At 55.8% G+C, this 16620-nt stretch carries 19 protein-coding genes; 13 read left to right on the top strand and 6 right to left on the bottom strand.

Features of this window, described 5'->3' with window-relative positions:
• The first annotated feature begins 35 nt into the window (after positions 1–35).
• From Q0N43_RS00400 to Q0N43_RS00420, 5 genes are all read left to right on the top strand, one after another.
• Positions 36–884 (top strand): D-amino-acid transaminase, encoded by an 849-nt coding sequence (locus tag Q0N43_RS00400; RefSeq protein ID WP_295440864.1) that lies wholly within the window; start codon positions 36–38, stop codon positions 882–884.
• A 27-nt stretch (positions 885–911) separates the two neighbouring features.
• Positions 912–1628 carry an SIMPL domain-containing protein gene (locus Q0N43_RS00405; RefSeq protein ID WP_295440867.1) on the top strand — a complete coding sequence of 239 codons (717 nt, stop codon included), beginning with the start codon at positions 912–914 and terminating at the stop codon, positions 1626–1628.
• A gap of 77 nt (positions 1629–1705) precedes the next feature.
• Positions 1706–2005, top strand: a complete 300-nt coding sequence (locus Q0N43_RS00410; protein ID WP_295440870.1) for a hypothetical protein — start codon at positions 1706–1708, stop codon at positions 2003–2005.
• Positions 2006–2077: 72 nt separating this feature from the next.
• Positions 2078–2743 carry a response regulator transcription factor gene (locus tag Q0N43_RS00415; protein WP_295440873.1) on the top strand — a complete coding sequence of 222 codons (666 nt, stop codon included), beginning with the start codon at positions 2078–2080 and terminating at the stop codon, positions 2741–2743.
• A 17-nt stretch (positions 2744–2760) separates the two neighbouring features.
• Positions 2761–4137, top strand: coding sequence for a HAMP domain-containing sensor histidine kinase (locus Q0N43_RS00420; RefSeq protein ID WP_295440876.1), 1377 nt, complete (start codon positions 2761–2763; stop codon positions 4135–4137).
• Here the strand turns inward: Q0N43_RS00420 and Q0N43_RS00425 are convergent, their stop codons facing one another.
• Positions 4138–4425 carry a chorismate mutase gene (locus Q0N43_RS00425; protein WP_295441212.1) on the bottom strand — a complete coding sequence of 96 codons (288 nt, stop codon included), beginning with the start codon at positions 4423–4425 and terminating at the stop codon, positions 4138–4140.
• 96 nt (positions 4426–4521) lie between these two features.
• Between Q0N43_RS00425 and Q0N43_RS00430 the strand changes: the two genes are divergently transcribed.
• Genes Q0N43_RS00430 through Q0N43_RS00440 form a run of 3 tightly spaced genes read left to right on the top strand, consistent with a single transcriptional unit; the run spans position 4522 to position 8350 of the window.
• A complete protein-coding gene (locus Q0N43_RS00430; protein WP_295440879.1) occupies positions 4522–5535 on the top strand; it encodes a polyprenyl synthetase family protein in 1014 nt (337 codons plus the stop codon).
• A 29-nt stretch (positions 5536–5564) separates the two neighbouring features.
• Positions 5565–8018, top strand: coding sequence for an ATP-dependent helicase HrpB (gene hrpB, locus Q0N43_RS00435; RefSeq protein ID WP_295440881.1), 2454 nt, complete (start codon positions 5565–5567; stop codon positions 8016–8018).
• Between the two features lie 56 nt (positions 8019–8074).
• A complete protein-coding gene (locus tag Q0N43_RS00440; RefSeq protein ID WP_295440885.1) occupies positions 8075–8350 on the top strand; it encodes an NADH dehydrogenase ubiquinone Fe-S protein 4 in 276 nt (91 codons plus the stop codon).
• On the opposite strand, the gene Q0N43_RS00445 is transcribed toward Q0N43_RS00440, so the two are convergent.
• From Q0N43_RS00445 to Q0N43_RS00465, 5 genes are all read right to left on the bottom strand, one after another.
• Positions 8347–8865: an NUDIX hydrolase gene (locus Q0N43_RS00445; protein ID WP_295440887.1), complete on the bottom strand. Its 519-nt coding sequence runs from the start codon at positions 8863–8865 to the stop codon at positions 8347–8349. The genes Q0N43_RS00440 and Q0N43_RS00445 overlap by 4 nt on opposite strands.
• Positions 8862–9551, bottom strand: a complete 690-nt coding sequence (locus tag Q0N43_RS00450) for a hypothetical protein (protein ID WP_295440890.1) — start codon at positions 9549–9551, stop codon at positions 8862–8864. The genes Q0N43_RS00445 and Q0N43_RS00450 overlap by 4 nt, the downstream gene beginning before the upstream one ends.
• 11 nt (positions 9552–9562) lie before the next feature.
• Positions 9563–10348 carry a TPM domain-containing protein gene (locus Q0N43_RS00455; RefSeq protein ID WP_295440892.1) on the bottom strand — a complete coding sequence of 262 codons (786 nt, stop codon included), beginning with the start codon at positions 10346–10348 and terminating at the stop codon, positions 9563–9565.
• A gap of 21 nt (positions 10349–10369) precedes the next feature.
• Entirely contained in the window at positions 10370–10978 is a 609-nt protein-coding gene (locus Q0N43_RS00460) for a LemA family protein (RefSeq protein WP_295440895.1), read from the bottom strand.
• 119 nt (positions 10979–11097) lie between these two features.
• Entirely contained in the window at positions 11098–11307 is a 210-nt protein-coding gene (locus tag Q0N43_RS00465) for a hypothetical protein (RefSeq protein ID WP_295440898.1), read from the bottom strand.
• A 4-nt stretch (positions 11308–11311) separates the two neighbouring features.
• Between Q0N43_RS00465 and Q0N43_RS00470 the strand changes: the two genes are divergently transcribed.
• The 5 genes from Q0N43_RS00470 to Q0N43_RS00490 all read left to right on the top strand — a co-directional run bounded on the left by Q0N43_RS00470 (position 11312) and on the right by Q0N43_RS00490 (position 16616).
• The gene (locus tag Q0N43_RS00470; RefSeq protein WP_295440901.1) at positions 11312–12436 is read left to right on the top strand and encodes a serine hydrolase; all 1125 of its coding nucleotides are present in this window, start codon (positions 11312–11314) and stop codon (positions 12434–12436) included.
• 138 nt (positions 12437–12574) lie between these two features.
• Positions 12575–13684 carry a spermidine/putrescine ABC transporter substrate-binding protein gene (locus Q0N43_RS00475; RefSeq protein ID WP_295440904.1) on the top strand — a complete coding sequence of 370 codons (1110 nt, stop codon included), beginning with the start codon at positions 12575–12577 and terminating at the stop codon, positions 13682–13684.
• A 3-nt stretch (positions 13685–13687) separates the two neighbouring features.
• Entirely contained in the window at positions 13688–14602 is a 915-nt protein-coding gene (locus Q0N43_RS00480) for an ABC transporter permease (RefSeq protein ID WP_295441215.1), read from the top strand.
• Positions 14602–15438, top strand: coding sequence for an ABC transporter permease (locus Q0N43_RS00485; protein ID WP_295440907.1), 837 nt, complete (start codon positions 14602–14604; stop codon positions 15436–15438). The genes Q0N43_RS00480 and Q0N43_RS00485 overlap by 1 nt, the downstream gene beginning before the upstream one ends.
• Positions 15439–15485: 47 nt before the next feature.
• Positions 15486–16616, top strand: a complete 1131-nt coding sequence (locus Q0N43_RS00490) for an ABC transporter ATP-binding protein (RefSeq protein ID WP_295440909.1) — start codon at positions 15486–15488, stop codon at positions 16614–16616.
• Positions 16617–16620 lie beyond the last annotated feature (4 nt).

Consider the following 16620-nt stretch of genomic DNA (forward strand, 5'->3'; position numbering starts at 1 on the left):
TTGACGATAGATGAAGCTTCAAGCAAAGCCCTTTTATGCGGACGATCTATCTCAACGGCCATTATATCCCCGAAACCGAGGGCAAGGTGTCGGTCTTCGACCGTGGTTTCCTGTTTTCGGACTCAATCTATGAGGTTGTCTCCATACTCGACGGCAAACTTGTGGATTTCGACGGCCATGTGCAACGCGTTGCCCGCTCGCTCACAGAAGTCGGCATAAAAGGCGCACCAGGTGCAGATGACTGGCGCGCCATCTGTCGCGAACTGGTTGCGCGTAATCATGTCGAAGAGGGAATGATCTATTGGCAGGTCACGCGCGGCACGCCTGAAGACCGCGACTTTGTGTTTCCGCCCGCCGACACGCCGCCGACGGTTTTTGCTTTTACGCAATCCCGCACGCTTGCCGACAACCCGGTGGCGCTTCGCGGGCTTCGGGTGGTGACGATGCCTGATTTGCGTTGGGGCAGGGCGGACATCAAAACAACGCAACTGCTGTATGCCTCCATGATGAAAAATGAGGCGATTGCACGTGGCGTGGACGATGCGTGGATGGAGCGCAATGGATGGATTACCGAAGGCAGCGCGCAAAACGCGCATATCATAACGCATGAGGGCGTTCTGGTCACGCACCCGTTAACCTGCGAAATCTTACACGGCATTACCCGTGCATCCGTGCTTCCGCTTGTGGCACAACGCATAGAAGAGCGGCCTTTTTCGGTTCACGAGGCGGAGCAAGCCGCCGAAGCCTTTGTGTCGTCCGCCTCAGGCTTTGTGATGCCCGTGGTGCAGATAAACGGGCATATAATCGGTGATGGGAAACCCGGTTCGGCAACCGTTCAGCTTCGCCATGCCTATATCGATAGGGCACGCCGAACAGCAATATAAATGGTTGGCATAAAATGGGAGTTTCACATGCGTAAATTGATTTTGGCAGCGATGCTGGTGACCGGCGGGATGATGGCCAGTGGCGCGATGGCGACTGAGGTGCATATTACCACCGCCAATCCGGTCATTGACCTGACGATTTCAGAAACGGTTGAAACCCCGCCTGACATCGCGACGTTTTCAACGGGCGTTCAAACAATGGCGCCAACGGCAAGCGCGGCGGTCCGCGCCAATAATGTGCAAATGGCATCTGTGGTTGCGCGGTTGAAGCGGCTTGGCATAACTGATCGGGATATCCAAACGACACAAATCAATTTGAACCAGCAATTTGATTATCGCGACGGGCAGCAGATTTTTAAGGGCTATCAGGCCTCGAACATGGTCAATGCCAAGCTACGCAGCTTGAACAAGCTTGGCGCGTTCCTGGATGCGCTTGCGGCGGATGGCGCGACCAATTTCAACGGGCCTGCGTTCGGCATTGATGACGACAGCAGATTCCGGGAAGCCGCCCGCGACAAGGTGTGGGCTTTGGCGATGAACCGCGCGCGCAGCTTGGCGCGCAAGGCGGGTTACAATGATGTCCGCGTGCTGCGCGTCGAAGAAAATGATCAGGGGCGGGGGTTTGCACCAATGCCAATGGGTGTGCGTTCGATGGACGCCGCGGCGGAAAAAACAACACCCATCTCAACGGGCGAATTAAGTGTCGGAGCAAGCATGTCCTTCACATTTGAAATGGTAAAATAATGGGTTTTGGACGTCATGCGACGCGCAGCGTAGGCGCTCCATTCACTTTGCGTTCAATGCCGCACGCTTAGGGGGCGATGATGTTACACCGACTTGTCCTTGTCTTTACGCTCGCAAGCATCGCCTTGCTTAGCCCCGTAACGGCCGATCCGCGCCGGGGCGAACAGAATGAGGCGCGGCAGGATATGCGGGCCGGCAAGGTCAAGCCCTTACGCGAGATTGAGGCAATTATTGTGCCGCGCATGCGCGGGATGCAGTATTTGGGGCCGGAATATGACCCAAGCGCACAGGTGTATCGGTTGAAATTCATTGACCGCGCCCGCGTTATCTTCGTCGATGTGGATGGACGGACGGGAAGCATGCTGCGGCAACGGTGATAGGATTTTGTGGCTGTACCCAAATATGCTAGCACCATATCGTTACAATGTTTGACAATATAAGGGAATGGCATGCGCATTTTGATCGTGGAAGACGAGCCCAATTTGGGTAAGCAGCTCAAGTCAACGCTTGAAGGCGCTGGCTATGCCGTTGACCTCTCAGTTGATGGTGAGGATGGCCATTACATGGGTGTCACCGAAAATTATGACGCCGTCATCCTTGACCTTGGTCTGCCGGAGATTGATGGGCTGACCGTTCTTGACCGCTGGCGCAAGGAAGGCCGGAAATTCCCCGTTTTGGTGCTGACGGCACGAGATAGCTGGTCGGACAAGGTCGCTGGCCTTGATGCAGGTGCCGATGATTATCTCGCCAAGCCGTTCCAGACCGAAGAATTGATTGCACGATTGCGTGCGCTGATCCGCCGTGCGTCTGGCAATGCGTCGAGCGAGCTGAATGTCGGCGATGTCCGGTTGGATACGCGTTCGGGCCGTGTGACGCTTGATGGTCAGCCCGTGAAGTTGACTGCGCAAGAATATAAGCTTCTGTCTTACCTGATGCACCACAAGGGCAAGGTCGTTTCGCGGACGGAACTGATCGAACATATTTATGATCAGGATTTCGACCGGGATTCGAACACTATTGAGGTCTTCGTGACCCGCATCCGAAAGAAACTGGGGCAGGACGTGATTTCGACGATCAGGGGCCTTGGCTACAGCCTTGAGGAACCCGTCAGCTGAATCCGCCAGTCGCCATTATGTCCGTACCAAAGCCGCCAACGTGGCGCAGCCAATTCCAAAGCACCGGATCGCTTACGCGCCGGATGATCCTGACGGCAGCTGCGTGGATTACGATTTTGCTCATCGGCGGGGGCGCTGCGCTGGACCGCGTGTTGACCAATTCGGTTGAACAGAATTTTGATACTCAGATTGAATATGTCCTGACCGCGATGATTGCTTCGGCAGAAATCGGCCCTGATGGCGAAATCCGGATGAACCGGCCGTTGGGCGACCAACGTTTTCTGGAACCGAACAGCGGGCTCTACTGGCAGATTACTGGCAAAGACGCGATGCCATTTCCCTCTCGCTCGCTGTGGGATCGTGCACTTAGCCCGCCCGCTGGTCACAAAGATCAGTCGGTTCATTTTCGGAATAGTGATGAATTTCCGGACGAGCCGCTGCGCATCGCAGAGCGCTCCATAAAGCTGCCGGACTCCGATGTCGCTTGGACATTCATGGTGGCGCAGAGCCGCAATAGCCTTGATGCGCAAATTCAGGAATTGCGCTCGGTATTGGTGACAAGCTTCTTTCTGCTGGCGCTTGGCCTAATCATTTTGGCGGCGTTACAGACATTTTACGGGCTATGGCCCCTACGCGCGGTGCGCATGGCGATTGCCCAGATGCGCAGCGGAGAGGAAAGCCGGGTCACAGATGCCTTGCCCGACGAAGTGATGCCAATGGTCAATGAACTAAACGCCTTGCTCGACCATAATGAGAAACAGGCGGAGGAATCGCGCCGTCATGCGGGTAACCTTGCGCACGCGCTCAAGACGCCATTAACGGTCATTATGAATAGCGCGACCGCACAAGCCCCCGATATATCGGAGACGGTTATCCGCGAAGCCACAACGATGCGGCGTCAGGTGGACCATCATTTGGCCCGCGCCCGCGCCGTTGGCCGCCGGGGCCACAGCCACAGCCGCGCGGTCGTCTGGGGCAGCTTGGAATCGGTGGAACGCGCGGTGGGCCGTCTTTATGCGCATGTCCGACTCGATATGGCCGGAGATACAGAAGTTGCCGCACGTGTGGAGCGGCAAGATCTGGATGAAATGCTTGGTAACCTGATCGAAAACGCCGCCAAATATGGTGGCGGCAGTGTGTTTGTAACCGTCGAAGATACTGGCGATTTTGTGGAAATGATCATTGAGGATGACGGACAAGGCATTCCCGAGAGCGAACGTGAACGGCTGTTTGATCGCGGTGCGCGGCTGGATACCAGCAAGCCTGGTACTGGCCTTGGTCTCGCGATCGTCCGCGACGTTGTTGAAATTTATGGCGGGACTGTCGCGTTGGAGAAAAGCGAGGATCTTGGCGGACTTTTGGTCAGACTACGCTTACCGAAAGCGATGAGCTGATTAACTTCCGTCGCGGATTTGCTGATGATGGCGGATGACTTCGTCAATGATGAAGCGCAGGAATTTCTCGGTAAAATCAGGGTCAAGCTTGGCGTCATGTGCTAATTGCCGAAGCCGCTGTATCTGCCGCTCTTCACGTGCAGGGTCTGCAGGTGACAGCGACGACTTCGCCTTAAACTCGCCAACCGCCTGCGTGATCTTGAACCGCTCGGCGAGCATGAAAACCAGCGCTGCATCAATGTTATCGATGCTGTTGCGAAAGCGGGCGAGGGTGTCTGCGTCGTTCATCAATGCCATCTGTGCCGATATTGACCGCAACGGACAAGGGGAAATACGCCATTTGCACTTGCCTATCCACGCGCCGCGCGTCACAGCGATCAGATTATGACGGCAACAATCCACAAAATCGGCGGACATCAGGCGCCATCGCTAGACCCAATCTTGAAATTGGTCGCTTTGGGCATGAATAAGGTCAATACGGTCATTCTTGATCGTATGCAGTCCGAAATCCCGCTTATTCCCGAACTGGCAGGCCATTTAATTGCCGGCGGCGGCAAACGTATGCGGCCCATGCTTACCTTGGCCTGCGCGCAGTTGCTTGATTATCCTGGCGACCGTCATCACAAACTGGCCGCAGCTGTAGAGTTTATTCACACCGCAACGTTGCTGCATGATGATGTTGTCGACGGCAGCGACATGCGACGCGGCAAGACTGCTGCGAACCTGATTTTCGGGAACCCAGCGGCTGTGCTCGTCGGCGACTTTCTGTTCAGCCGGTCGTTTGAGCTGATGGTCGAGGATGGATCACTCAAGGTTCTTAAAATCCTCTCAAATGCGTCGGCGGTTATCGCGGAAGGCGAGGTCCACCAGTTGACTGCGCAGCGGCAAATTTCGACGACTGAGGAGAAATATCTCGACATCATTGGTTCGAAAACGGCGGCTTTGTTTGCTGCGGCGTGCCGGATATCTGCGGTTGTCGCCGAAAGCGGAGAGGCGCAGGAAATGGCGTTGGATGCCTTTGGCCGCAATCTAGGCATTGCGTTCCAGCTTGTTGACGATGCCATCGACTATGTCTCCGACGGCGCGACCATGGGCAAGGACAGCGGCGATGATTTCCGCGATGGCAAGGTTACGCTACCCGTCATTCTCGCGCATTGCCGTGGCAACGCCGAAGAGCAGAAATTCTGGCGCGACGCGATGCTTGGTAACCGGGTGAGCGACGCCGATTTGGCCCATGCGCGGACATTGTTGCATGCGCATCGCGCCATTGACGACACATTGGATAGGGCGCGGCATTATGGTCAGCGTGCAATAGATGCGATTGCGCATTTCCCCGCAGGCGAAGCCAAATCTGCGCTGACTGAGGCAGTGAAGTTCGCAATAGCCCGCGCATATTGACGGATGAAGCGGTGCCGTCCGCGCTTAACATGACCGAAGCATTGCCTGTCATGGCGGTTATGCCTGATTTGCTGGCATCGTTGCGCGCGGTGCCCAACGCCGTTCTTATCGCCCCGCCGGGCGCGGGTAAAACCAGTATGGTTGCGCCTGCTTTATTGGATGAGCCTTATTGCAACGGCCAAATCCTTCTGCTGTCACCGCGCCGCTTGGCCGCGCGCATGGCGGCGGAACGTATCGCCGAAAACTTGGACGAAACGGTCGGCGGACGGGTTGGATACGCGACACGGCTTGATAGCAAAGTTGGCCCCAACACACGCATATTGGTGATGACCGAGGGAATTTTCCGCAACCGGATCATCGGCGACCCCGAATTATCGGGTGTCTCGGCTGTGCTGTTTGACGAAGTCCACGAACGCAGCATCGATAGCGATTTCGGCCTCGCGCTGGCGCTTGAGGCGCAGGCCGCTTTCCGGCCTGATCTGCGCTTGCTGGCGATGTCCGCGACTTTGGATGGGGCGCGTTTCTCAACATTGATGGACAACGCGCCTGTACTGGAAAGCGAAGGCAAAAGATGGCCTTTGGAATATCTGTATGTCGGCCGCAGGACTGAACTGCCGATTGAAACCGATATTGTGCGCATATTGCGCCAAGCGCTGTCGGAGCAGCAGGGCGATATATTGGCATTTCTGCCCGGCGTACGTGAGATCGACCGCGCCTTTGACGCATTGGGCGATTGCGGGCCCGATATCGTTGTGCACAGGCTGCATGGGCAGATTGACCCAGTGGCCCAGAGACTTGCGGTCCGCCGTGATGCGCAAGGCCGCCGCAAGGTCATTTTCGCCACAAACATTGCCGAGACCAGCCTAACCATCGATGGGGTGCGTGTCGTGGTCGACAGTGGCCTTGCACGGCGCGCCCGCTTTGACCAAGCGGCTGGCGTCACGCGGTTAGTCACCGAGCGCGCAAGCCTGTCCGCCGCAACACAGCGCGCCGGGCGTGCCGCGCGCCAACAGGCAGGGGTTGCCTATCGGCTGTGGGAGGAGGCGGGCAATGGGGGCCTGCCGCCATTCGACCCACCCGAGATTCTCGAGAGTGACCTTGCGCCTGTGTTGCTCGATTGTGCGCGCTGGGGCGAGAATGACCCGGCTAGCCTGCGCTGGCTTGATTTGCCACCCACCGCCGCCGTGCAGCAAGCGCGTAAGCTGTTGAACTCGATGGACGCATTGGACGCGCAGGGACGGATTACGGTCCACGGAACCACGCTTGCCAACCTGCCTTTACCTCCGAACCTTGCGCATATGGTCGTGACCGCTGCCCTTAGTGGGCAAGCGCAGGACGCAGCGATGTTGGCGGTCCTGTTGCAAGAGCGCGGTCTGGGTGGGCAAAGTGAGGATATTGACGCACGCTATGAACGCTTCGTGCGGGAACGTGGGCCAAAGGCAGAAGCCGCACGCAAGCTGGCGCTACGCATTGGGCGTCTGTGTAATGGTAATGGCGGGGTCGATCCCTTGAGCATCGGCGGCCTGATCGCCACAGCATTTCCTGAGCGAATAGCGAAACGTCGCGATCCCAAGGGCGAGAAATGGATCAGCGCCATGGGTCGCGGGCTTCAGCTTGACGCCGCGTCGCCTCTCGCACGGGCGGAATGGCTTGCTGTGGCCGATGTGCAAGGCGCGGCGTCGGGCGCACGTATATTGTCGGCGGCGGCGCTGACCGAGCCGGAAATCATAGGCCGATTTGCGCATCGAATCGTCAGTCAGGAGATATTGTCCTACGACAAAAATGCTGACCGCGTGGAGGCACGCGTGCAGCGGCGGCTTGGCGCGATTGTAATTAGCGAGGGACGCGTTGAGAAACCCAACCCGCAGGCGGTTGCCAACGCTTTGTTAGCCGCTGTGTGCGATATCGGGATCGACATACTGCCTTGGTCGGGTTCGGCTCGCGCGCTTCGGGAACGCGCGCTGTTCGCCGGTATTGCCACGCTCAGCGACGATGCTTTGGCGCACAGCGCGGAAAAATGGCTTGTGCCCTTGCTTGGCAAGGTGAGCCGCTTGCGTGATGTCGCGCCGTCGGCCTTGGCGCAAGCACTCGACAATATGCTTGGTTGGGACGTGCGGGCCCGTATTGACCAAATCGCGCCCGCTTCGTTCAAAAGCCCCGCCGGAACCGAGCATAGTATCGATTATGCCGCCGAAGCTGGCCCAACCGTCGAATTGCGCGTGCAGGCTCTGTTCGGGCTTGATATGCACCCGTTGGTGGGCGTTGACCGCATACCACTCGTTCTCAGCCTAACCTCGCCTGCTGGCCGTCCTATTCAGACCACGCGCAACCTGCCCGAATTTTGGCGCGGAAGCTGGCGGGACGTGGCCAAGGAAATGCGCGGGCGTTATCCCAAGCATAACTGGCCCGACGCGCCGTGGGAAAGCATCGCCAGTCTCAAGACCAAAAAAGCACAAGCGCGCGATACGCCCCGCAACGCTTGACGACCCAGATGCTGTTCGGGCAAGGCGGAGACGAAATAACCATCAGGAAATACAATATGTCCGCCCGTATCTTTCAGCGCCCCAAAAATGCCATGCAATCGGGCAGTGGCCGCCGCGAATGGGTGCTGGAACATGCGCAGGCAGAACCGCGCAAAGCAGACCCGCTGATGGGTTGGGCAGGCTCAGGCGATACGCAAGCTCAGGTGCAACTGACTTTTCCAAGCCTGCACGCGGCGCGCGCTTATGCTGAGAAAAAGGGCATTGTCGCAACCTTCATCCCAACGCCGCCGAAAACGCTAAAGCTGCAGGCCTATGCGGATAATTTCCGTTAAGCGATCATTCCGGGCAGCATCAGCAGCTTGACGTCCATGACGCAGCCTTCGGCACGCTTTTCCTGAACAAAATGTGGCAAGTCGGCCAAGGCAACGCGGTGGACGATGATATTCTCGCCGTCAACACCGCCGCCTTCACTTACTTTTGTCAAGCCGCGTGCGCGCACGAGTGAGAAGCTTTCGCTAACCATGCCCGGTGACGAGAAAAACGCGCCAACGATCTCCAAATGGTCGGCGCGATAGCCGGTTTCTTCCTCAAGTTCTCGGGCAGCGGACACTAATGTGTCTTCGCCCTCTTCATGGTCACCAATCAGGCCAGCGGGTAGTTCAATGCAACGCGCGCCAAGCGGGACGCGATATTGTTCGACGAGCAGGACATGATCATCCTCCATCGCAAGGATCACCGCGGCCTTAATGCCGCGCGCACGGCTGACATATTCCCATTTTCCGCGTGTCTTCGCCGTGATGAAGCGCCCTTGCCACATCACGGTTTCCACATCGTCTTGTTCGATCATAATTCTATGAGCCTGTCGGGTAGTTCGTTAGGATTTTCACTGCCCTTGGGGAAATTTTCGGCCAAAACAACGCCCATTTGCGCGACTGCTGCGGCAACACCAGCGCCGGGGTTTCCCGCCTTCACCTGATCCAGCAACGCAACCATCGCGTCACCCCAAACTTCCGGTGCAACCTTGGACGCGATGGCTTCATCCGCGACGATTTCCGCGCGATGCTCTTTCATCGAAAGATATAATAAAACGCCGGTTCGGGCCTCCGTCTTTGATTCCGTTCCAACCTTAAACAGGCTGATGGCGCGGCTGCGCACGCGGGCCAGTTTCGTGGCTTTGGGCGTGAGCGCCATGCGCAAGGGTGTCCATTTCAGGATCAACCAAGTTCCGACCCATTTCAACGCAACGGCGGTCACCAACAAGGCGACATATTCACCGGTCGTATATTCATGACCCCAACCACCCGACAGACGGGTAATCAGACCGATGTAAAATTCAGGAAAGGTCGCGTAGCTTATCAGCGCAAGGAACGCGACTGCGCTTGCCCAGGCCATTGCAATATCGTCATAATGGTCCGAAAGGTCCGTTACAATCGTAACGATTTCGCCGCTTGTGTGCCGTTCGGCATCGGCGACTGCGGCTGTTACCAGCACATGGTCAGCTGCGCTCATTTGGCTTATTTTACGTATGTTCATATCAAACGTTCCTACCAGCCACCCGACGCACCGCCGCCACCGAAGCTGCCGCCACCGCCTCCAAATCCGCCACCGCCAACTCCGCCGCCACCGCCGCCAAAGCCGCCACCGCCGCCCCAGATAATCACGGGACCCATGCCGCCGCGCCGGTGCTTGCGACCGCTACCATTGGAGGAACGGAACATGGGTAAGAATACGAAGAAGATCAGGAACAGAACAAATATGATCGCGCCAAAAGGAACGCCCTCATCGCGCCCGCGCGGTTCCTGCGCTGCTCTGGCTATCTTGGCGGCTTCATCGGCGGGTAGCTCCAACTGTGTAACTATGCGATCGACGCCCGCATTGATACCGCCTGCAAAATCACCTTCCTTGAACCGTGGCGTGATGTCGTTGCGAATGATGCTGGAGGATAGACCGTCGGTTAGAAATGGCTCAAGGCCATAGCCCACCTCAATCCGCATTTTGCGTTCTTTAGGCGCAATGATCAGGATAGCGCCATTGTCCTTCTCGGTCTCGCCTTTGCCATCCTGACCCAGTGCCCATGTGCGGCCAAGCCGGTAGCCATAATCGGATATCTCATATCCTTCTAGGCTGCTCAGCGTTGTTACCACCAACTGACGCTTTGTGCGGGTTTCCAGCCCCGCCAGCTTCGCCGTGAGCGCGGCCTCTTGCTGTGGGTCAAGCAGGTCCGCCTGATCCACCACACGGCCCGTCAGCTTCGGAAAATCCTGCGCAACTGCTGCTTGGCCGGTGAGGGCCAGTAGCAGCGCAATCATGAGGCCAAGGGCCTTATTCATGTTCAATTCCCCAAATTGGCCTTAGGCCGCGGGTGCCATATCTAGCGTTGGTGCGGTCTCGGCACCTTGTGTTGTGGCTTGATACGGAACCATCGGCTTTGCGCCATGGATGACCTTTGCGCCAATGATATCGGGGAATGTCCGAATGGTGGTGTTATAGCCGCGCACCGCTTCATTATAATCACGCAGCGTAATCCGCACCCGGTTTTCCTGACCCTCCAACTGGTCCTGCAATTTCAAATAGCCTTCCTGGCTTCTTAACTGAGGATATTGCTCGACCGAAACCAGCAGGCGCGACAGGCTGCCCGACAATTGATTCTGTGCCGCCTGAAACGCTGCCATCTTTGCAGGATTGCTTAAGTCGTCAGGGTTAACCTGGATGTTGGGCGAGGTGGCTTGCGCACGCGCCCGTATGACTTCGGTCAGCGTCTTGTTTTCCTGCGCTGCTGCGCTTTTAACAATATTGGCTAGGTTGGGAATGAGGTTCGCGCGCTCTTGAAACGCGGCTTGCACATCGGCCCATTTCGCCTTGGCATTTTCTTCAGCCGTCGGAACGCTGTTAATTCCACATCCGGCTAGGGTCGCCGCAGCAACCGGCACCAGAAGAAATTTCAAAAATGTTTTACGCATCTAACGAACTCCTCCACTTGGCATAATGCCTAGAAATCCCGCCTTTAGGCGGCGTGTATTAAGTACATAAGGCGCGCTGTGGTCTTTCGCAATGACTGCAGTCGTTCGCACAATGAATTTTACCAACCGGCTTTGGCGATAAATTTACTTCGCTTTGCCGCTATTATCTGATGTATTGCAGAAGTAGAGCCAAGCGCGTCAGCATCAATGTTGCGCTGGTCACTTTGATCAAAAGATAAAATTTGGGGGAGCAGGATGAAAAAATGGATATTCGGGTTTTTGCTGGTCATAGCATCGGCAGCAGGCGGTTTCTGGGTCAGTGCGGACAAGGATATGAAAGCGCTCCTGTACAGCCTGCCGACGGACGCTAACGTGCTGTTCTGGAGCGTAGAGCAACGCGACGCCGCGTTTCGTACCATGGATCGCATCCCCATCCTTGCTAAGGCCAATGTGATTGCGAAAGGGGACGAGGTGTATCCTTTGCCCAAGGGCGCGCCGTTGACGATCGTAACGGATGTCGATGCCTATATGAAGGCGCAACGCACCGCCGGGTTGGTCATCATCCAAGATGGCAAAGTGCGGATGGAAAAATATGGTCTCGATTTTGGCGCAGAGGGTAAATGGACGAGCTTTTCTGTCGCGAAATCCTTCACCTCGACCTTGGTCGGTGCGGCGATAAAAGACGGCTATATCAAAAGAATTGATGACAAGGTTTCGGCCTATATCCCTGATCTGAAGGGCTCGGCTTATGATGACGTAACCATCAAACAATTGCTCACGATGACGTCCGGCGTCAAATGGAATGAGGATTATGAGGACCCCAAGTCCGACGTCGCTTTGTTCAACACGCATAAGGCCGAAAATGGCATGGACGTGACCGTCAGCTACATGCGCAAATTGCCGCGTGAGGCCCCAGCTGGTACAAAATGGGTCTATAAAACCGGTGAAACCAATTTGATTGGCGTGTTGGTCAGCTCCGCCACAAAGAAAACCTTGTCCGCGTATCTGTCCGAAAAATTATGGGCACCATTTGGTATGGAGCAGGACGCAAGCTGGCTGCTGGGGGCGACCGGGCACGAGATTAGCGGTTGCTGCATTCAGGCATCGACGCGCGATTATGCACGTTTTGGCGTGTTCATGCTGGGCGGAGCGAAGGTCAACGGCGCAAGCATCTTGCCCGACAACTGGATCGCGCCAGCGACGAGCAAGCAAGCGGACATTGATATGCCTGGTAAGGGCTATGGCTATCAATGGTGGACCTATGACGACGGCAGTTATGCCGCCCAAGGCATTTTCGGCCAAGGCATCTTCATTGACCCCAAGCGTAACCTTGTGATCGCATCGAACAGTAACTGGCCCAAGGCAACTGACCCCAACACGGTCGGTGTGCAGCGGGAAGCTTTTTACAAGGCTGTTCAAGCGGCGGTCGATTCAGAGGCTATGGCGCGCGCCAAATAATTATGTTGCGGTGCAAAATAATTGCGAACCATCGCAACTAAATTACGCTGCGACATGTTGAAAAAAGGGGCTTTTCTAAGTCTGGATATTAGTCCAGCATGACGGCCTCACAGACGGGGCCTCAGAGGGAGATTAGCCATGGATTTTAAGACCTTTTTGTACGCAGGTAGCAATCGGCGCGCTATGCTGAAAGGCATGGGCGTTGCGGCGGTTGGCTTCTCGCTGACCGGTGCGCTTGCTGGATGTGGCGAGAAAGAGGCGGCAAAGCTTGCCAATGGCGAAGAGGCCAAGCTGAACTTTTATAACTGGGACACCTATATTGGTGAGACCACGTTGGAAGATTACAAGGACAGCGCCGGCGTTGACGTGAACATGACTTTGTTCGCCAGCAACGACGAATTATTTGCCAAGCTGCGCGCGGGCAACCAAGGCTATGACGTCATCGTGCCGTCGAATGACTTTGTTGAGCGCATGGCCGCAGCGGATATGCTGGTTGAACTCGACAAGGCGCAGATCCCCAATTTCAAGAACATTGCGCCTGATTATCAAGATGTGCTATATGATCCTGCGCGCAAATATTCTATGCCTTACACATGGCTGGCGCTTGGCATTGGGTATCGCAAGTCAAAGGTGAAGTTGGTTCCCGATAGCTGGAAAGTCCTGTTTGACAGTGACGAGTATAAGGGCCGCATTGCCGTGCTGTCTGAGGCGGGCGACATGTTCCGGCTCTATGGCAAATATCTGGGTAAATCGGTCAATGACCTTACCGACGCTGATATCAAAATGATTGAAGCGATGATGATCAAGCAAAAGCCGAACATTAAATCCTTCCATGAAGACAATGGGCAGGATCTGTTGCTGAAGGGTGAGGTCGATCTTGTCCTTGAATATAATGGCGACATTGCGCAAGTGATGGTGGAAGACCCCGACATCGGCTTTGTCATTCCCAAGGAAGGCAGCCAGCTAAATTCCGATAATCTGTGCATTCCAAAGGGTGCGCCGCATCCGAAAAATGCCCATGCTTTCATCAACTATTTGCTGGATGCCGAAGCGGGTAAGAAGATAACCGAGACAATCCTTTACCCAACACCTAATGACGCAGCAAAGGCGTTGATGCCCGATGATTATAAAAATAATCAGGTCATTTTCCCTCCTGCCGCTGTTCTGGCGAAATGCGAATATGCCAAATTTAATGCAGAGCTGCAGCCGAAATATGAGGAGGCGTTTACCCGCGTTCGGGCGGCATAATTGATGTCAGGGCCGTTGCAGGACTGGAAAAGCCAGAAGAAGCCTTTTGCCGCCGTTGCCTCGGCACCGGTGTTCTGGCTTACCCTGTTCTTCATCGCGCCCATGACCATCGTCTGGCTCTACAGCTTTGGACAGAATGCTGGTCAAGCCGACATTGATATTTCTGGCACGCTCGACAATTACAAACGCGCGATTGAGTGGTTGTATCTTTCGATCTTCCTGAAAAGCTTTGCGGTGGCTGCGCTCACCACATTGATTTGCCTCATCATTGGTTTTCCGGTGGCAATGGCAATTACCTTTGCTGCGCCGAAATGGCGGCCTTGGCTGCTGCTGGGCATCATGCTGCCTTTTTGGACCAACCTGTTGATCCGTACTTATGCGCTGATGGCGTTGATGGGCACCAATGGCTATATGAATAAGGGGCTGGGCGGGCTGTGGGAAGGCGCAAGCTGGTTGCGCACATTGGTGGGGATGCAACCGCTTGAGGCTTGGACGCCTGTGCAACTGCTCTACAATAATTTTGCGGTCGTATTGGGGCTGGTCTATGTGCATCTGCCCTTCATGGTGTTGCCGTTGTATTCGGCGCTCGACCGGCTGGACAAAAGCCTGATAGAGGCGAGCCTTGATTTGGGTGCAGGCCATTTCAAAACCTTCATTCAAGTCGTAGTCCCACTCGCGGCACCCGGAATTGTTGCCGGCGTTATGATCACGCTCATCCCTGCATTGGGGGCGTATCTGACGCCGGACCTGATGGGTGGCACCGATAGCCAGATGATTGCTAATGTGATCGAACGGCAGTTCAAGCGCGCCAATGACTGGCCGTTTGGCGCGGCTTTGTCCTTCCTGTTGATCTACGCAATGTTCATTTTGATCGCGCTGCAATCGATGCGGTCGAGCAAAGTGAAAGAGGCTGGCTGATGTTTAACCGCACCGCCATCGCCCCGCTTGAATATACCCGCAAGCTTTGGATGCGCAGTTGGGTTGGGCTGACCATACTGTTCCTCTATGCGCCGCTCATCGTCCTGATGATTTTCAGCTTCAATGACAGCAAGCGCAACGTGATGTGGAAAGGTTTTACGCTCAAATATTATGAAAAGGCGCTCAATAATGATAGCTTGGTCGAGGCGATGGTCAATTCGCTCACCATCGCGTTCTTCGCGACGATCGTCAGCTTAGTCATTGGCGCGTTGGCCGCGGTCATGCTCTGGCGCTTTCGTTTTCCTTTCAAGGGGCTGGTCGAAGGCACCATGTCCTTGCCGATCATCGTCCCCGAAATATGCTTGGGCGTGGCGTTTTTGATCTTTTTCGCCAAGGTTGACTGGCCATCCGACCTGCCATGGCCATTAAACCTTTCTGCCATCACTATCGCGCACATCACTTTCTGTTTTCCTTTTGTCGCCATGGTCGTGCGCGCGCGGTTGGCGAGTTTTAACAAGGAAGAGGAAGAGGCGGCAAAGGACCTTGGCGCAACCGAGTGGCAGGCGTTTCGCGATGTCCTGCTGCCGCACCTAAAGCCGTCTTTAGTTGCAGGCGCGTTGCTCGCCTTCACGCTCAGCCTTGATGATTTCGTCATCACCTTTTTCACCAGCGGTCCCGACACCATTACCTTTCCTGTAAAGGTCTATTCAATGGTCCGCTTTTCGGTCACGCCAGAGGTTAACGCCGCGTCGACCATCCTCATCGTTCTCACTGTCGCCCTGACCTTCATCGCGCTGAAATATCAGGGCGTGAAGGGCATATCGGACGCCCATTGAGATGCGCGCCTATACCCGACACGAACCGACTTAGTTGGAATATTGATATGACCGAAACCAAACAGCCCATCATTCAAATCCGCAACGTGTCCAAACGCTTTGGCAAGGTGACGGCGGTCGACAATGTCAGTCTTGATATTCGCGCAGGCGAATTCTTCGTTCTGCTTGGGCCCTCGGGCTGCGGCAAGACGACTTTGTTGCGGATGATCGCGGGGTTTGAATTGCCGACTGAGGGGCAGATCGTGATTGATGGACAGGATATGAGTCTTGTTCCGCCAAACAAGCGGCCCGTGAACATGGTGTTCCAAAGCTACGCCGTGTTTCCGCATATGAACGTGACGGATAATGTGGGCTACGGCCTGCGCATATCGGGCGTATCGAAAGGCGAGATTCGCGACCGTGTTTCCGAAGCGCTTGAACTGGTAAAACTCGGCGGCTTTGAAGACCGGATGCCCGACCAAATGTCAGGTGGGCAGCGGCAGCGGGTTGCGCTCGCACGCAGCTTGGTCATGCGGCCCAAGGTATTGTTGCTTGATGAGCCGCTCTCGGCGCTCGACGCGAAATTGCGCGCGCAAATGCAATTTGAACTGGCGGATTTGCAGAACAAGATTGGTATTACCTTCGTTACCGTCACCCATGATCAAGACGAGGCGCTGTCGATGGCAAGCCGCGTTGCGGTAATCAACAAAGGTGAAGTTGCACAGCTCGCGCCACCATCGGACCTTTACGAATATCCCGCCAATCGGTTCGTGGCGGACTTTGTGGGTTCGGTAAACATATTTGAAGGCACGCTGACGCTGGACGAACCCGATAAGGCTGCCGTTGATTGTCCGGGCCTTGGTAAGGTTTACCTGAACCACGGTGTTACAGGCCCCCATGGGGCAAATGTGTGGATCGCGCTTCGCCCTGAAAAAATTTACCTGCACGTTCCCGGCGAAGGCAAAGCCGTCCGCGCCGCTGCCCAAGACGCACCCGACGGCCACAATCTCGCGCGCGGTACGATTAAGGGCATGAGCTATCTTGGCGATGTCACTTTATATGATATTCAACTTGAGGGCGGCCAAATCATCCGCGTCAGCCGCCCCAACCTCTCGCGCCATGACCAGGAAGACTTCACCTGGGATGACAAGGTCAGCATGCACTGGCGCGCCGACAGTCCTGTTGTTTTGTTGAGCTAGAGGG

It is taken from the genome of Sphingorhabdus sp. EL138 (assembly GCF_945882965.1).
Lineage (GTDB): Bacteria > Pseudomonadota > Alphaproteobacteria > Sphingomonadales > Sphingomonadaceae > Sphingorhabdus_B.

Bases quoted from the DNA above. Each gene is read 5' to 3' on its own strand.
- Q0N43_RS00410 (WP_295440870.1), top strand. From the start codon at position 1,706: ATGATGTTACACCGACTTGTCCTTGTCTTTACGCTCGCAAGCATCGCC.
- Q0N43_RS00415 (WP_295440873.1), top strand. From the start codon at position 2,078: ATGCGCATTTTGATCGTGGAAGACGAGCCCAATTTGGGTAAGCAGCTC.
- Q0N43_RS00450 (WP_295440890.1), bottom strand. From the start codon at position 9,551: ATGAACATACGTAAAATAAGCCAAATGAGCGCAGCTGACCATGTGCTG.
- Q0N43_RS00460 (WP_295440895.1), bottom strand. From the start codon at position 10,978: ATGCGTAAAACATTTTTGAAATTTCTTCTGGTGCCGGTTGCTGCGGCG.
- hrpB (WP_295440881.1), top strand. From the start codon at position 5,565: ATGACCGAAGCATTGCCTGTCATGGCGGTTATGCCTGATTTGCTGGCA.
- Q0N43_RS00420 (WP_295440876.1), top strand. From the start codon at position 2,761: ATGTCCGTACCAAAGCCGCCAACGTGGCGCAGCCAATTCCAAAGCACC.
- Q0N43_RS00440 (WP_295440885.1), top strand. From the start codon at position 8,075: ATGTCCGCCCGTATCTTTCAGCGCCCCAAAAATGCCATGCAATCGGGC.
- Q0N43_RS00400 (WP_295440864.1), top strand. From the start codon at position 36: ATGCGGACGATCTATCTCAACGGCCATTATATCCCCGAAACCGAGGGC.
- Q0N43_RS00425 (WP_295441212.1), bottom strand. From the start codon at position 4,425: ATGAACGACGCAGACACCCTCGCCCGCTTTCGCAACAGCATCGATAAC.
- Q0N43_RS00455 (WP_295440892.1), bottom strand. From the start codon at position 10,348: ATGAATAAGGCCCTTGGCCTCATGATTGCGCTGCTACTGGCCCTCACC.
- Q0N43_RS00405 (WP_295440867.1), top strand. From the start codon at position 912: ATGCGTAAATTGATTTTGGCAGCGATGCTGGTGACCGGCGGGATGATG.
- Q0N43_RS00485 (WP_295440907.1), top strand. From the start codon at position 14,602: ATGTTTAACCGCACCGCCATCGCCCCGCTTGAATATACCCGCAAGCTT.
- Q0N43_RS00490 (WP_295440909.1), top strand. From the start codon at position 15,486: ATGACCGAAACCAAACAGCCCATCATTCAAATCCGCAACGTGTCCAAA.
- Q0N43_RS00430 (WP_295440879.1), top strand. From the start codon at position 4,522: ATGACGGCAACAATCCACAAAATCGGCGGACATCAGGCGCCATCGCTA.
- Q0N43_RS00445 (WP_295440887.1), bottom strand. From the start codon at position 8,865: ATGATCGAACAAGACGATGTGGAAACCGTGATGTGGCAAGGGCGCTTC.
- Q0N43_RS00480 (WP_295441215.1), top strand. From the start codon at position 13,688: ATGTCAGGGCCGTTGCAGGACTGGAAAAGCCAGAAGAAGCCTTTTGCC.
- Q0N43_RS00475 (WP_295440904.1), top strand. From the start codon at position 12,575: ATGGATTTTAAGACCTTTTTGTACGCAGGTAGCAATCGGCGCGCTATG.
- Q0N43_RS00470 (WP_295440901.1), top strand. From the start codon at position 11,312: ATGAAAGCGCTCCTGTACAGCCTGCCGACGGACGCTAACGTGCTGTTC.